The 14,612-nt window shown below is 70.2% G+C and carries 14 protein-coding genes; 3 read left to right on the top strand and 11 right to left on the bottom strand.

Going from position 1 to position 14,612, the window contains the following annotated elements:
- Positions 1–16: 16 nt before the first annotated feature.
- The 7 genes from mraY to ACH3VR_RS18350 form a co-directional block, all read right to left on the bottom strand.
- Positions 17–1,126, bottom strand: coding sequence for a phospho-N-acetylmuramoyl-pentapeptide-transferase (gene mraY, locus ACH3VR_RS18380; protein WP_397557772.1), 1,110 nt, complete (start codon positions 1,124–1,126; stop codon positions 17–19).
- Entirely contained in the window at positions 1,123–2,538 is a 1,416-nt protein-coding gene (locus ACH3VR_RS18375; RefSeq protein ID WP_397557907.1) for a UDP-N-acetylmuramoyl-tripeptide--D-alanyl-D-alanine ligase, read from the bottom strand. Before ACH3VR_RS18375 ends, mraY begins: the two co-directional genes overlap by 4 nt.
- Before the next feature lie 26 nt (positions 2,539–2,564).
- The gene (locus ACH3VR_RS18370) at positions 2,565–4,349 is read right to left on the bottom strand and encodes a peptidoglycan D,D-transpeptidase FtsI family protein (protein WP_397557771.1); all 1,785 of its coding nucleotides are present in this window, start codon (positions 4,347–4,349) and stop codon (positions 2,565–2,567) included.
- Positions 4,350–4,353: 4 nt separating this feature from the next.
- A complete protein-coding gene (locus ACH3VR_RS18365; RefSeq protein WP_397557770.1) occupies positions 4,354–4,956 on the bottom strand; it encodes a hypothetical protein in 603 nt (200 codons plus the stop codon).
- A complete protein-coding gene (gene rsmH, locus ACH3VR_RS18360) occupies positions 4,953–5,906 on the bottom strand; it encodes a 16S rRNA (cytosine(1402)-N(4))-methyltransferase RsmH (RefSeq protein WP_397557769.1) in 954 nt (317 codons plus the stop codon). Before rsmH ends, ACH3VR_RS18365 begins: the two co-directional genes overlap by 4 nt.
- A 114-nt stretch (positions 5,907–6,020) precedes the next feature.
- Positions 6,021–6,452 carry a division/cell wall cluster transcriptional repressor MraZ gene (gene mraZ / locus ACH3VR_RS18355; RefSeq protein WP_397557768.1) on the bottom strand — a complete coding sequence of 144 codons (432 nt, stop codon included), beginning with the start codon at positions 6,450–6,452 and terminating at the stop codon, positions 6,021–6,023.
- 204 nt (positions 6,453–6,656) lie between these two features.
- Positions 6,657–7,025, bottom strand: coding sequence for a DUF3040 domain-containing protein (locus ACH3VR_RS18350; RefSeq protein WP_397557767.1), 369 nt, complete (start codon positions 7,023–7,025; stop codon positions 6,657–6,659).
- Positions 7,026–7,089: 64 nt separating this feature from the next.
- Here ACH3VR_RS18350 and ACH3VR_RS18345 point away from each other — a divergent pair, with 64 nt between their 5' ends.
- Positions 7,090–8,184, top strand: coding sequence for a polyprenyl synthetase family protein (locus ACH3VR_RS18345; RefSeq protein WP_397557766.1), 1,095 nt, complete (start codon positions 7,090–7,092; stop codon positions 8,182–8,184).
- A 21-nt stretch (positions 8,185–8,205) separates the two neighbouring features.
- Here the strand turns inward: ACH3VR_RS18345 and ACH3VR_RS18340 are convergent, their stop codons facing one another.
- The gene (locus tag ACH3VR_RS18340) at positions 8,206–8,556 is read right to left on the bottom strand and encodes an Rv2175c family DNA-binding protein (RefSeq protein ID WP_397557765.1); all 351 of its coding nucleotides are present in this window, start codon (positions 8,554–8,556) and stop codon (positions 8,206–8,208) included.
- 163 nt (positions 8,557–8,719) lie between these two features.
- Between ACH3VR_RS18340 and ACH3VR_RS18335 the strand changes: the two genes are divergently transcribed.
- Together ACH3VR_RS18335 and pknB are read left to right on the top strand one after the other, a co-directional pair.
- Positions 8,720–9,916: a LysM peptidoglycan-binding domain-containing protein gene (locus ACH3VR_RS18335; protein ID WP_397557764.1), complete on the top strand. Its 1,197-nt coding sequence runs from the start codon at positions 8,720–8,722 to the stop codon at positions 9,914–9,916.
- 72 nt (positions 9,917–9,988) lie between these two features.
- On the top strand, positions 9,989–11,923 hold the full coding sequence (pknB, locus tag ACH3VR_RS18330) for a Stk1 family PASTA domain-containing Ser/Thr kinase (RefSeq protein WP_397557763.1): 1,935 nt from the start codon (positions 9,989–9,991) through the stop codon (positions 11,921–11,923).
- A gap of 132 nt (positions 11,924–12,055) precedes the next feature.
- Here the strand turns inward: pknB and ACH3VR_RS18325 are convergent, their stop codons facing one another.
- From ACH3VR_RS18325 to ACH3VR_RS18315, 3 genes are all read right to left on the bottom strand, one after another.
- A complete protein-coding gene (locus ACH3VR_RS18325; RefSeq protein WP_397557762.1) occupies positions 12,056–13,393 on the bottom strand; it encodes a class II 3-deoxy-7-phosphoheptulonate synthase in 1,338 nt (445 codons plus the stop codon).
- A gap of 4 nt (positions 13,394–13,397) precedes the next feature.
- The gene (locus ACH3VR_RS18320; RefSeq protein ID WP_397557761.1) at positions 13,398–14,129 is read right to left on the bottom strand and encodes a lysophospholipid acyltransferase family protein; all 732 of its coding nucleotides are present in this window, start codon (positions 14,127–14,129) and stop codon (positions 13,398–13,400) included.
- 30 nt (positions 14,130–14,159) lie between these two features.
- On the bottom strand, positions 14,160–14,612 hold a 453-nt coding region (locus ACH3VR_RS18315; protein ID WP_397557760.1), incomplete at its 5' end, for an ROK family protein.

Here is a 14,612-nt window from a genome sequence, read left to right as displayed (position 1 = left end):
GAATCAAGGCGAGAGGTCATGTGCGTGCGAGCCACTCGACGTAGAAGGCTCCGACGCCCGTGACCGCCAGCATCCCCGCGATGATCCACATGCGCACGACGATCGTCGTCTCGGCCCAGCCGCGCATCTCGAGGTGATGGTGGAAGGGACTCATGAGGAAGAGGCGCTTCCCCTTCGTGAGCTTGAAGTACCACCGCTGCAGGATGACCGAGCCGGGGCCGATGATGAAGACGCCCGCCACGATGACTGCGAGGATCTCGGTGCGCGAGAGGATCGACATCGCGGCGATGACGCCGCCGATCGCCATCGAGCCGACGTCGCCCATGAAGATCTGCGCCTTGGGCGCGTTCCACCACAGGAACCCGACGAGAGCGCCGACGAACGCCGCCGAGACGATCGTGAGGTCGAGCGGATCGCGCGTGCCGTAGCAGGCGGTCTGGAAGCTCGGCACGAGGTCGACCGCGGTGCAGCGCTGCTGGAACTGCCAGAACGTGATGAGGCTCATGGCGGCGACCGTGAAGATGCCCGAGCCGGCCGCGAGACCGTCGAGGCCGTCGGTCACGTTCGTGCTGTTGGACCACGCGACGCCGATGAAGGTGACCCAGATGATGTACAGGATCCAGCCGACGATCACGCCCAGGGCCATGAAGGAGAGCACCGGGATGTCGCGGAAGAACGAGACGTAGGGCGAGGCGGGCGTCTGGCCGGCCGCGGTCGGGAAGCTCAGCGACACGATCGCCCACGGCACGATCACGATGACCTGGCCGAGGATCTTGCGCCAGCCCGTCAGGCCGAGGCTCCGCTGGCGATGCACCTTCATGTAGTCGTCGATGAATCCGACGACGCCGAACCCGACCATCATCCACAGGACCAGCAGGCCCGAGATGGTCGGCGGGAAGTTGCCCGCGTACGTGCCGATGAAGTAGCCGATGAGCGTGCCGGCGATGAAGATGACGCCGCCCATCGTGGGCGTTCCGCGCTTCGCCTCGTGCGGTGGGATGTTGCCGTCCTCGGGCGTGCGGATGATCTGGCCCCAGCCCCACCGCCGGAACAGCCGGAGGAAGACGGGCGTCAGGAAGAGCGTGAAGGCCAGCGAGATCGCCGCTGCAGTCAGGAGGGATCTCACGAGAACGATTCTCCCAGACGATCGCCGAGGTGCCGGAGACCCGCGGAGTTCGACGACTTCACGAGCACACGGTCGCCGTCGCGGAGCTCGGTGAGCAGGTACTCGTAGGCCTCGTCCTGCGTCGCGAAGAAGACGGCCTCGCCGTCCCACGAGCCCTGCGCGATCGCCTCGAGGAACATCCGCCGGGCTTCGGGGCCCACGACGACGATCCGCTGGATGCCGAGCCGGACGGCGAGCAGTCCGACGCGGTCGTGCTCCTCCTCCGAGTACTCGCCGAGCTCGCTCATGGCGCCGAGGACGGCGACGGTGCGCTCCCCCGGCTGCACGATCTGCGCGAGCGTGCGCAGCGCCGCCGACATCGAGTCGGGGCTCGCGTTGTAGGCGTCGTTGATGATGCGCACACGGTCGGAGCCGAGGGGCTGCATGCGCCACCGCTCGGCGAGCTCGACCTGCTCCAGTCGATCGATGCAGGCCTGCAGCGGCACGCCGAGCGCCGTCGCGGCGGCGATCGCGGCGAGGGCGTTCATGACATGGTGCTCGCCCAGCACGCGCAGGTGGAGCGGAGCGCTCACGCCGTCGGCGGTGATGATCGAGCGTGTTCCGGATGCCGTCACCTCGACGTCGTCGGCGCGCACGTCGGCGGCGCGGGGACCTCGGCCGAACCAGCGCACCGAGGCGTCCTGCTCGGCGGCGATCGCGGCCATCGTGGCCACGCGCGCGTCGTCGGCGTTGAGCACCGCGAGCCCGCCCGGTCGCACGGCTCGGATGAGCTGCGACTTCTCGAAGAGGGTCGACTCGATGCCGCCGAAGCCGCCCGCGTGCGCCATGCCGACCATGAGCACGACGCCGACGTCGGGGCCTACGAGCCCCGCGAGGCGGGCGATCTCGCCCGGTCCGCTCGCTCCGAACTCGCTGACGAGGAACTGAGTCGTCGGGGTGACGCGCAGCATCGTGAGGGGCGCCCCGACCTCGTTGTTGAACGATGCCTTCGGGGCGACGGTCTCGCCTTCGCCCTCGAGGATGCGGGCGAGGAGGTTCTTGGTCGTCGTCTTGCCGTTGGACCCGGTGATTCCGACGATGCGCAGGTCGCCGTCCGCGCGCACGCGTGCCACGACCTCCCTGGCCAGGTCGGCGAGGGCCGCCACGACGTCGGGCACGACGATCTGCGACACCGATGCGTCCACGGGACGCTCCACGATCGCGACGGCGGCGCCGTTCGCGACGGCCGCGTCGACGAACAGGTGTCCGTCGGTGGTCTCGCCGGGCTTGGCGACGAAGACGCCGCCGGGACCCATGAGGCGCGAGTCGGTGTCGACGAGACCTCCGACGACGGTCTCGGGGGTGTCGCCTGCGGCGAGCCGGAGTTCGCCGAAGACGGCGCGGGCAAGCTGTGTGAGTGTGAGGTCGATCATGTTGTGAGTGCCGGGTGGGGCGCTGGTCATCCGAATTTCGGAAGCAGCGTCGGGGCCTCGGTGGAGGGCATGACGCGGTACGTCTTCAGCACCTGCGTCATCGCCTTCTGCCACGCGGAGGCGTTGGCACCCGACGACTTTATCCGAGTGGGCTCGTCGAGCGTGACCGCGACGATGTACTGCGGGTCCTCCGCGGGGGCGAATCCGATCATCGTCGTGAAGTACACGCCGCTCTTGTACCCGCCGTGGCCGTCTTCGATCTCGCCCGTGCCGGTCTTGTCCGCGACGTTGTAGCCCGGGACGGCGATCTGGGGCGCCAGCGTGCTCTGCAGCGACACGTTCTCCATCATCTGCTGCACCGCGACGGCGGTCGAGGGCTTGACGACCTGCGTCGCCTGCGCCTGCTGGGTCTTCACGACCGTGCCGTCGTCCTTCGTGCACGACTCGACGAGCGACAGCGGGATCTTGAGTCCGTCGTTCGCGATCGCCTGGTAGGCGCCCATGAGCTCGGGGATCGTCGTCGCAACGCCCTGCCCGAACGCGATGTTGTAGAAGCTCTGGTTGTCCCACTTGTCGGGCGTGCGCAGGGAGCCTGCGATCTGGCCGTTGAAGGCGATCTCGCTGCCCCCCGAGATGCCGAACTTCTTGAGGTAGTCGTAGCGGGTCTGCGCCGGCGCCTTCTCGGCGAACTTCGAGATGCCGACGTTCGACGAGTCGATGAGCACGCCCGCGAGCGTATAGGTGTACGCGGGGTGCTGGAACGAGTCGCCGACCCTCGCGCCGTTGGGGAACGTCTCTTTGCCGGAGGCGACGACGGTGGACGACGGAGTCGCCGCGCCGGTGTCGATGAGGGTCGCCGCCGTCAGGGGCTTGAAGGTCGACCCCGGCTCGAACCAGTTGGTGAAGATGCGGCTCCCCCGGTCGTCGGGGTCGGAGGCCTCGACGTTGTTGGGGTCGACCGACGGGAACTCCGCCGCGGCGCGGATCTTGCCCGTCTTGGCCTCGACGACCGTGATCGTGCCTGTCTGGGCGCCCATGTCCTGCACCTGCTCCGCGATGAGCTGCTGCAGGTACCACTGCAGGTCGCGGTCGATCGTGAGCTGCAGCGTGCCGCCGTTGACGGCCGCCTTCTGCTGCTCGGTGCCCGGGATGATGACCCCGTCCTTGCCCTTCTCGTACGACATCGAGCCGTTCGTCGCCGTGAGACAGTCGTTCTCGCTCTGCTCGAGCCCGCCGAGCGCCTCGCCGTCGAGTCCCATGTAGCCGACCAGGTTGCCCGCGACGGCGCCGTCCGGATACGTGCGGGCGGGGTGCGGGTCGAAGTAAAGGAACGGGATGCCGAGGGCGGCGAGGCTGCGGTACTGCTCGGTCGTGAGGCCGCGCTTGAGCGGCGCGTACTGCGAGTCGGGGTTCGCGGCGCGGGCGTCGTCGACGACCTTCTCGATCTCCTCGGCCGACTGGCCCGTGATCGCGCCGATCTCGGCGGCGACCTCGGTCCAGGGCACCTCGTCCTTCGTGCCGTCGGCCTTCGTCCGCTCGACGGCGCCGACGTTCGACGGGTCGAGCTGCGCGTCGTAGAGCAGGATGCTGCCGGCCAGGGTCTGCCCCGACTCGTCGACGATCGATCCGCGCGTGCCGTACAGCGGCCGCGAGCCGCCGAGCGCCGTGACGAGCGAGTCGTCGATGTGCTCGCGGGCGCTCACCACCTGGATGTCGACGAGCCGCACGATGAAGCCCGCGAGGATCGCGAGCACGACGGCGAGTGCGACCACGGTCCGGCGGCGCGGGCTGCGTGTGCTTCTCGTGGTCATGGTCTCAGTGTGTGCTCGGTGTCGGCAGTCCGTCGGTGAGGGGTGGCGGTGTGTTCGATGCCGGCGGGACGACGCCGTCGCCGTCGGCCGGGGTCGTGGCATCCGGTGCCTCTTGCGGCGCTCCCTGGATCGTGGCATCCGGATCCGTCACGAGCGGCGTGTCCGTGATGAGCGCGTTGCCGACCGCCGCCCGGCCCAGCGCGTCGACCGACGATGCGCCGAGCGCGACCTGGCTCGTGCCGAGGATCGCGCCGTCGCTCAGTCGCAGGTAGCTCGGCGACTCGTTGATCACCATGCCGAGCGCCGACGCGTTGGCCGCGAGGTACTGCGGCGAGCTGAGGCCCGCGACGTCGTCGTAGAGGATCTGCTTCTTCCAATTGAGCTCGCGCTGCTGCGAGCTGAGCTGAGCGAGCTGATAGGAGGTCTGCGTCGTGAGGATCGACAGCGACATCTGCGCCGCCCCGATCGCGACGGCGCCCGCGACGGCGACGATCGCGTAGAGGAGTTTCGGCCGGCGGCGGCGCGCCGGGACATCGAGCGCCCGCAGCCTCCGCGCAGGCCCCTCCCGCCGTGCCGGCGCGAGAGTGCTCTGTGCTGCGAGGCTCATGCCGCCTCCCTGATCCGCTCGGCGGCGCGCAGCCGCACGGGGGTCGCGCGGGGGTTGCGCGCGATCTCTTCCGGCGAGGCGAGCTCGGCGCCCTTGACGAGCAGCCGGAATCGCGGTGCGTGCTCGGGCAGCTCGACCGGCAGGCCTGCCGGCGCGGTCGAGGCGGAGGCGTCCGCGAGCTCGCGCTTGACGAGCCGGTCCTCCAGCGACTGGTACGACATCACGACGATGCGACCGCCGACGGGCAGGATGCCGAGGGCGGCCGGGATGGCGCGCTCGAGCACCGACAGCTCGCTGTTGACCTCGATGCGCAGCGCCTGGAACACCCGCTTGGCCGGGTGGCCGGCGCCCTTGACCGCGTGCGGAGTCGCCGCCTGGAGGATCTCCACGAGCCGGCCTGAACGCAGGATGGGCGCCTGCCCGCGCGCTTCGATGATCGCCCGCGCGTATCGGCCGGAGAGCTTCTCCTCGCCATAGCGCTCGAAGATCCGGCGCAGCTGGCCCTCGCTGTAGGTTGCGAGCACGTCGGCGGCCGTCGTGCCGATCGACTGGTCCATGCGCATGTCGAGCGGCGCGTCCTGCGCGTAGGCGAAGCCGCGATCGGCCTCGTCGAGCTGCAGCGACGAGACGCCGAGGTCGAACAGGATGCCGTCGGCCGAGTGGAGGCCAGTGGAGGAGACGGCGTCGGCGATGCCGTCGTACACGGTGTGGACGAGCGTCACGCGGTCTCCGAACGGCGCGAGCCGCTCCCACGCGATGCGCAGGGCGTCCTGGTCGCGGTCGAGCCCGATGAGGCGGATGCCGGGGAACCGCTCGAGGAAGGCCTCGGAGTGGCCGCCCATGCCGAGCGTCGCGTCGACGAGCACGGCGCCGTCGCGCTGGAGGGCGGGCGCCAGCAGCTCGACGCAGCGCTCGAGGAGGACAGGAGTGTGGATGTCGCGAAGGTTCATGATGATGGCGGGGCTGTGCGGGGTGTGGTCCCTCGGCCCTGATCCCCATCCGCTCCGACCTGGCACCGGGGAAGTGCGCCAGGGTGTGAGCGGCTGGGAGTCACGGTCGAGGGCTCAGAACAATCCCGGGATCACCTCCTGCTCCATCTCCGAGTAGCCGTCTTCGTTGCTCTCCGCGTACGCGTTCCACGCGTCCGCGTTCCAGATCTCGGCGTGCGCGCCCACGCCCGTCACGACGAGGTCGCGCTCGAGACCCGCGTACGTGCGCAGGTGCGGCGGGATCGTCACGCGGTTCTGCCCGTCGGGCGTCTCGGCGCTCGCGCCCGACAGGAACATGCGCTGGAAGTCGCGAGCCTGCTTGTTCGTGAGGGGGGCCTCACGGATGCGCTCGTAGACGCGCTCGAACTCCTCGGTGCTGAACACGTACAGGCAGCGCTCCTGTCCGCGTGTGACGACGACGCCGCCGCCCAACTCGTCGCGGAACTTCGAGGGAAGGATCACGCGCCCCTTCTCATCCAGCTTCGGAGTGTGCGTGCCCAAAAGCATTGGCGCGTCACCCCCTTCGTCCGGCCCCCGACGGGTTGTGCGCCCCACGTTACTCCACTGCCCTCCACTTTGTCACCCGTGCGCACCACGAACGAAGCTGTGGGCTCCCTGGGAGTCGTCGGGCGCTTCGAGCTCCCGTGTGCAGGCGCAAAAAAAAGCACCGACCCGAAGGTCGGTGCTCAGAAGGCTGGGGTCAGCGAGCGGTCAGCGCTCCTCGTGCCGCCTGTCCCAGCGATCGTTCATGCGGTCCATGAACGAGGTGGATGATTTGGGCTTGGCGGCCTTGTCGGGATCGGCAGCGGTGACGCGTCCCGGGCCGCGCGTCGGGGTGACGGCGAGCACGACGCCGCCGAGCATGACGACGAAGCCGAGGACGCCGACGACGATGAGATCGGTCGAGACGCCGATGATGAGACCGCCGAGGCCGAGAAGGACGAGGACAGTGCCATAGACGATGTTGCGGTAGCTGAGCGTGCGACCGTCTCGAGGCGCGCTCACGACGTCTGCGTCGTTGCGCATGAGATGGCGTTCCATCTCGTCGAGCAGACGCTGCTCCTGTTCGGAGAGAGGCATGCATCCCCCTTGCTGTCCTAGTCGCGTCGATTGTACGCGTGCCGTCGATCACTAGGCTAGGCCCGTGTCACCCCCTTCGGACCCGGTCGCGGCGATTTCTCAGCGACTCGACACGTTCCTCTTGGATGTGCGGCGCACGACGGTCGATCTGGGCCCCGAAGCGGCCCTCCTGGTCGACGCCGCAGCCACCGCGCTGAGCGGCGGGAAGCGCCTGCGCGGTCGGTTCTGCGTCGCCGGATTCCGGGCCGTCGCAGAGGCGGAGGGACGCCTCGCCGAGCTCTCCGACGACGTCATCTCGGCGGCCGCCGCGCTCGAGGTCTTCCACGTCGCGGCGCTCGTGCACGACGACGTCATCGACAACTCCGACACCCGTCGTGGCCGCCCCTCGGCGCACCGCGCGCTCGAGACCGCGCACGGGGCGGCGGGCTGGGTCGGCGACGCGGGCGCCTTCGGTCGATCGGGGGCGATCCTCCTCGGCGACCTGCTCGTCGCGTGGAGCGACGACCTGCTCGAAGAAGGCCTCGCCGCGGCATCCCCCGCGCATGCCTCCGCTGCGCGCGGCGAGTACGCGACGATGCGCCGCGACGTCACGATCGGGCAGTTCCTCGACATCGCCGAGGAGTCGGCGTTCCTCACCGAGCCCGACGAGCGGCATGCTGCCCGCGCCCTGCGGGTGGCCTCTTTCAAGTCGGCGCGTTACAGCATCCAGCAGCCGCTCGTGATCGGCGCGGCCCTGGCGGGAGCGGATGCCGCGCAGCTTTCGGCGCTGGCCGCGTTCGGGCATCCGCTCGGCATGGCCTTCCAACTCCGCGACGATGTGCTGGGCGTGTTCGGCGACGAGGCGCAGACGGGCAAGCCCTCGGGCGACGACCTCCGCGAGGGGAAGCGCACGGTGCTCATCGCGTACGCGCGGGAGCGTCTCGACCTCTCCGAGCGCCAGACCGTAGACCGGCTCGTGGGCGATCCGTCGCTCGATGACGCGCAGATCGCGTCGCTGCAGCGCACGATCGTCTCCACGGGCGCGCTCGAGCGCGTCGAGGCGCTCATCGCCGACTATTCGCGCGAGGCCGAGGAGGCGCTGTCCGGCGCCCGCCTCGGCGACGCGGCCGTCGGCGAGCTGCGCGACCTCGCGCGGGCCGCGACGGTGCGCACGACCTGACCTTTCGGCCGGCGGGTCGGGTCAGCCGAGGGCCTGGGCGACGCGGCGCACTTCGCTCTTGCGCCCGGCGAGGAGCGCCTCGATGGGCGCCGTGCCGATCGAGTCCTCCTCGGTCAGCAGCCACTCGATCGCCTCGTCGTCGCTGAAGCCGGCGTCGTGCAGCACGAACACCGTGCCGCGCAGCGATGCGAGCGGGCGGCCGTCGACGATGAAGGCAGCGGGCACCTTGAGGGCGCCGTCCCGGCGGGAGCCGATGAGCTGCTGCTCGTCGAACAGGCGTCGGACGCGACCCAGGGGTTCGCCGAGCACCTCCACGAGGTCGGGAAGGGTCAGCCAGTCGGTCTCGAAGCGCGGCGCGCTGTCAGCGGTCACGAATTCACTATCTCATTCCCCGCCGCGGTCGCGCGTCCTCATCCTGACGCGGCCTCGCATCGGCGACTTCTGTCACACGAGCAACACAGATCACAGAATTCCCAACTGTTGACACTGTTTCACTTCCGTGACACGGTGTGGGGGTCACAGAGGGGGGAAACTCGTGCGACATCTCGGCATCCCTGTTTCGACCGCGAAAGCCGTCGCAGTCCCGGCGGTAGCCGGATCCATCGCTCTCCTGCTCGCAGCTCCCGCCGCGGCGAACGCCGCCGAGCCGAGTCGCGAGACGCGGCTCACGCCGGCATCGCGCGTCGGGATCGGGATGCTGCGCGCCGTCACCGCCGCCCCACGTCCTGCGACCGTCGCGGTGCCCGACACCTGCACGGTGCAGCAGGGTGACACCGTCTTCGGCATCGCGATGCGGTACGGATTGCGCACCGCCGACGTGCTCGCGGTCAACGGCCTCACATCGAGCTCGATCATCAAGCCGGGGCAGGTGCTCCGGCTCACGGGCACGGTGCCTGCTGCGGCGGCCCCCGCGGCGCCGGCCGCGGGATCGGGCACGTACACCGTGCAGAACGGCGACACCCTCAGCTCGATCGCCGCGCGAAACGGGCTGACCGTGCAGGCGCTGTTCTCCGCCAACGGGCTCGGCTGGTCGTCGATCATCTACCCCGGCCAGAAGGTCGTCATCCCCGGAGCGAGCGGGGGCGCGGCATCCACTCCCCCTGCTCCCCCTGCTCCGGCCGCCCCGGTCGCCTCATCCGGAACCTACGAGGTGCGCAAGGGCGACACGCTCACCTCGATCGCCCAGCGCAACGGCCTCACGGTGCAGACGCTGTTCGCGCTCAACGGGCTCGGCTGGTCGTCCATCATCTACCCCGGCCAGAAGCTCACGGTCGCCGCGATCGTCCCCGCGGCGGCGACGGCTCCGGCCGCGGCGCCCGTGCCGACGCTCGACGCGGAGCAGATCGGCAACGCGCAGCTCATCATCCGGATCGGGCGCGAGCTCGGCGTGCCCGACCGCGGCATCGCGATCGCGCTGGGCGCCGCGATGCAGGAGTCCTGGCTGCGCAACCTCGACTGGGGCGATCGCGACTCGCTCGGCCTGTTCCAGCAGCGGCCCAGTGCGGGCTGGGGCACCGAGGCGCAAGTGATGGATGCCGAGTACGCGACGCGGGCGTTCTACCTGGGCGTGGACGGCGCCGACGGCCCGGTCACGCGCGGGCTCCTCGACATCCGGGGCTGGCGGGACCTCACGTTCACGCAGGCGGCGCAGGCGGTGCAGATCTCGGCGTACCCCGACCGGTACGCGCAGTGGGAGACCGCGGCCGGCACGTGGCTCGCGATCTACGGATGACGCCGCGCCCGGGCGTCCGCGGCGGGTGAGCCGCTCCCCGGGCTCACAGCGAGCCCTCCGTAGAATTCCAGCGTGAGCACGAGTCAGCAGGCCGACCCGCTGATCGGACGTCTGGTCGACGGCCGATACCGGGTGCGCGCGCGCATCGCGCGCGGCGGCATGGCGACCGTGTACGTGGCGACCGATCTGCGCCTCGAGCGCCGCATCGCGCTCAAGGTGATGCACAGCCACCTGAGCGACGACACCGTCTTCCAGAGCCGGTTCATCCAGGAGGCGCGAGCCGCCGCACGTCTCGCCGACCCGCACGTCGTGAACGTCTTCGACCAGGGCCAGGACGGCGACATGGCATACCTCGTCATGGAGTACCTGCCGGGAATCACGCTGCGCGAGCTGCTGCGCGAGCAGAAGCGGCTGACGCTCGCGCAGACCATCACGGTGATGGATGCCGTGCTCTCGGGCCTGGCCGCCGCACATCGAGCCGGCATCGTGCACCGCGACGTGAAGCCCGAGAACGTGCTGCTCGCCGAGGACGGCCGCATCAAGATCGGCGACTTCGGCCTCGCCCGCGCCACGACCGCCAACACCGCGACGGGCTCGCAGCTGCTCGGAACGATCGCGTACCTCGCCCCCGAGCTCGTCACGCGCGGCACCGCCGACGCGCGCAGCGACATCTACTCGCTCGGCATCATGCTCTACGAGATGCTCGCCGGCGAGCAGCCGTACCAGGGCGAGCAGCCGATGCAGATCGCCTTCCAGCACGCGACCGACTCCGTGCCGCGTCCGAGCGTCAAGAATCCGGGCGTGCCCGAACAGCTCGACGAGCTCGTGCTGTGGGCGACCGAGCGCTCGCCCGACGAGCGTCCCGCCGACGCCCGCGAGATGCTCGACCGCCTGCGCGAGATCGAGCGCGAGCTCGGCATCCAGCCTCAGGTCGCCCGCACGGCGCCGACGAGCGTCATCCGCGACGAGGGCGGCGCGCAGACCGAGCTCACCAAGGTGCTGCCGGCCGCCATCACGGGCCCGATGGCCGCGATCGACGACGTCGACAACGCCGCACAGCTGCGTGCCGCGACGAAGCGCCGCACGCGCCGAGGCGGCTGGCTGCTCGCGCTCGTCATGGTGCTCGCGCTGATCGCGGCCGGCATCGGCTGGTACTTCGGCTCGGGGCCGGGATCGCAGGTGATGGTCCCCGACGTCGCGAACATGACGTTCGAGCAGGCGCAGACCACGCTCACGAAGCAGGGACTGTCCGCGACGCAGCAGGACGTGTTCGACTTCGACATCCCCGCCGGCACGACCGTCGGCTCCGATCCCGGGGCGGGATCCCGTGTCGACAAGGCGTCGGCCGTCGCGGTGCTCGTGTCGAAGGGACCCCAGGACCACGCCATCTCGGCGCTGAACGGGCTGCCGTCCGAGCAGGCCCGCGCGGCGCTCGAGGGCGCGCGGGTCGCCGTCGGCGACGACCAGAAGTTCTTCACCGACCAGCCCGACAACACGACGATCGGCGCGTCCGTGACTCCTCGCTCGGGCGAGGCGGCGTTCGACTGCGGCGGCGGCTGCACCGTGCACGAGGGCGACTCCGCCGTGCTGTCGGTGTCGGTCGGGCCCGTGCCCGACGTCGGCGGCAAGTCCGTCGGCGACGCGACCGCCGCCCTCAACGCCGTCGGACTGCAGATCGCGGGGCAGACCGAGGAGGCGAGCGACAAGGTCAAGGACGGCTCGGTCATCCGCATCGCCGACAAGGACGGCGGCGGAAGCTGGCAGCCGGGTCAGGCCGTCACGCTCGTGGTGTCGTCCGGCCCTCCCCTCTTCCCCGTGCCGAACGTCGTCGGCAAGACGCTCGCCGAGGCGAAGGACGCCCTGAGCAAGGCCGGCTTCGCCGCGAAGTACAACCCGCTGTGGGAGCCGTTCGCGGTCATCGCCCGCGTCGTGGCGCAGGACCCGGAGGCGAACGCGCAGCGCGTGAAGGGCTCGGCCGTCTCGCTCGATCTCAGCGCGACCGACTGACCCGCGCCGCGCCGGGCCGCGGCATCCCTCACCGAAACAGGGGATCCCTGCCGAACCTGGGCGCGATGCCCTCGGTCTCGACGGAGATCCCCTGTTTCGACGAACCCGCGGCCGGTCGTGCGGCGCGGCGGGTCAGAGCTTCTCGAGCTCCTCGGCCACGAGGAAGGCCAGCTCGAGGGACTGCATGTGGTTCAGGCGCGGGTCGCACAGGCTCTCGTAGCGCGTCGCGAGCGTCTGCTCGTCGATCTGCTCCGAGCCGCCCAGGCACTCCGTCACGTCGTCGCCCGTGAGCTCGACATGGATGCCGCCGGGGAACGTGCCGACGGCGCGGTGCGCCTCGAAGAAGCCGCGCACCTCGTCGACGACGTCGTCGAAGCGACGCGTCTTGTAGCCCGTCGGCGTGGTGATGCCGTTGCCGTGCATGGGGTCGGTGACCCACAGGGGCACAGCCCCGGAGTCCTTGACGGCCTGCAGCAGCGGCGGCAGGGCGTCGCGGATCTTGCCCGCGCCCATGCGCGTGATGAACGTCAGGCGGCCGGGCTCGCGCTCGGGGTCGAGCTTGTCGATGAGCTCGAGCGCCGTGTCCGGAGACGTCGCGGGGCCGAGCTTCACACCGATCGGGTTGCGGATCTTCGAGAAGTAGTCGACGTGCGCGCCGTCGAGGTCGCGCGTGCGCTCGCCGATCCACAGGAAGTGCGCCGACGTGTTGTACGGCGTGCCCGTGCGCGAGTCGATGCGCGTCATCGGCCGCTCGTAGTCCATGAGCAGGCCCTCGTGGCCCGTGTAGAACTCGACGCGGCGCAGCTCGTCGAAGTCGGCGCCCGCCGCCTCCATGAACTTGATGGCGCGGTCGATCTCGATCGCGAGGCGCTCGTACTGCTGGTTGGCGGGGTTCTGCGCGAAGCCCTTGTTCCAGCTGTGCACTTCGCGCAGGTCGGCGAAGCCACCCTGCGTGAATGCGCGGATCAGATTGATCGTCGACGCGGCCGTGTGGTAGCCCTTGAGCAGACGCTGCGGGTCGGCCTGCCGCGAGCCCTCGGTGAAGTCGTAGCCGTTGACGATGTCGCCCCGGTACGCGGGCAGCGTCACGTCGCCGCGCGTCTCGGTGTCGCTCGAGCGCGGCTTGGCGAACTGGCCCGCCATGCGGCCCATCTTCACGATGGGCATCGAGGCGCCATAGGTCAGCACGACCGCCATCTGCAGCACCGTCTTGATGCGGTTGCGGATCTGCTCCGCCGTCGCACCCGCGAACGTCTCGGCGCAGTCGCCGCCCTGGAGCAGGAAGGCCTGCCCCGAGGCGGCGCGTCCGAGGCGCTCGCGGAGGATGTCGACCTCGCCGGCGAAGACGAGCGGCGGGAGGGTCGCGATCTCGGCCGAGACGGCCTCCACCGCGTCACGGTCGGTCCACTGCGGCTGCTGCTTGATGGGCAGGGTGCGCCAGTGGTCCAGGGCGTCGAGCTGCTGAAGCATCCGGTCAGTCTATCGGCGCTGCCGCGACGACCGGCTTCGTGCTACGCGGCGCCCGCGGGCCCTTGAGCCGGTCCTTGACGGTGGACGCGTACACGTCGTCGTACTCCTGCTCGCCGAGGCGCTGCAGGGCGACCATGATCTCGTCCGTCACGGAGCGCAGGATGTAGCGATCGCCCTCCATGCCCTCGAACCGCGAGAAGTCGAGCGGCTCGCCGATGACGATGCCGACCCGCACGATGCGCGGCCAGTGCGTGCCGATCGGCAGCATGGTGTCGGTGTCGACCATCACGACGGGCACGACCGGCACGTGCGCCTCGAGGGCCATGCGTGCGAGGCCCGTGCGCCCGCGGTAGAGCCGTCCGTCGGGGCTGCGCGTGCCTTCGGGGTAGATGCCGAGCAGATCGCCGCGACCCAGCACCTGAAGGCCCGTGTTGAGGGATGCCTCGGATGCCTTGCCGCCGGAGCGGTCGATGGGGATCTGTCCGGTCATCTTGAAGAACATGCCGGTGGCCCAGCCCTTGAGGCCCTTGCCCGTGAAGTAATCGCTCTTGGCGAGGAAGGAGACGGGCCGATCGATCATGAGGGGCAGGAAGATCGAGTCGACGAACGACAGGTGGTTGCTCGCGAGGATCGCGGCGCCGTCGGCCGGCACATTGCGGCGCCCGACGATCCACGGGCGCCAGATGGCCTTCGTGATCGGTCCGATCACGATGTACTTCATGAGCCAGTAGAACAAGCCGCCGCCCCTCTCGACTTCGAGTCTGCCCTACTCGCCGCCCGCGAGGTCAGCGGCTCCGATGATGCCCGCGTCGTTTCCGAGGCGGGCGATCGCGAACTCCGCGACGGGCCGGTCGCCGTAGCCGGGCAGCGCGGTCTCGTACGCGAGGCGCACGGGCTCGAGCAGCACCTCGCCGAGCTCGGCGACACCGCCGCCGATGACGAACAGCGACGGGTCGAGCACGGCCTGGAAGCCGCCGCAGGCCTCGCCGAGTGCGGTCGCCACACGGCGCAGCGCCTCCAGCGCGCCCGGGTCGCCCGCCAGCACGAGACGAGACACGGCAGGACCGGAGATGCTGCCCTTCTCGGCGCGCACCTGGGCGAGGGCGTCGCCGAGGCCGGGCGTGTCCGCGATGTCGTCGGCCTCGCGCTGCAGAGCGCGGCCGGACGCATACTGCTCGAGGCATCCGTTCTGCCCGCAGCCGCACGGGCGGCCGTCGCG

The sequence above is a fragment of the Microbacterium alkaliflavum genome, assembly GCF_044325405.1.
Classification (GTDB): domain Bacteria; phylum Actinomycetota; class Actinomycetes; order Actinomycetales; family Microbacteriaceae; genus Microbacterium; species Microbacterium alkaliflavum.
Note: the sequence above shows the minus strand (reverse complement) of the source record. Positions and strands in the feature narration are given on the sequence as shown.

Excerpts from the sequence above, each read along its gene's own strand:
- ACH3VR_RS18365 (WP_397557770.1), bottom strand. The coding sequence starts at position 4,956 with ATGAGCCTCGCAGCACAGAGCACTCTCGCGCCGGCACGGCGGGAGGGG.
- rsmH (WP_397557769.1), bottom strand. The coding sequence starts at position 5,906 with ATGAACCTTCGCGACATCCACACTCCTGTCCTCCTCGAGCGCTGCGTC.
- ACH3VR_RS18370 (WP_397557771.1), bottom strand. The coding sequence starts at position 4,349 with ATGACCACGAGAAGCACACGCAGCCCGCGCCGCCGGACCGTGGTCGCA.
- ACH3VR_RS18375 (WP_397557907.1), bottom strand. The coding sequence starts at position 2,538 with ATGATCGACCTCACACTCACACAGCTTGCCCGCGCCGTCTTCGGCGAA.
- ACH3VR_RS18350 (WP_397557767.1), bottom strand. The coding sequence starts at position 7,025 with ATGCCTCTCTCCGAACAGGAGCAGCGTCTGCTCGACGAGATGGAACGC.
- mraZ (WP_397557768.1), bottom strand. The coding sequence starts at position 6,452 with ATGCTTTTGGGCACGCACACTCCGAAGCTGGATGAGAAGGGGCGCGTG.
- ACH3VR_RS18325 (WP_397557762.1), bottom strand. The coding sequence starts at position 13,393 with ATGCTTCAGCAGCTCGACGCCCTGGACCACTGGCGCACCCTGCCCATC.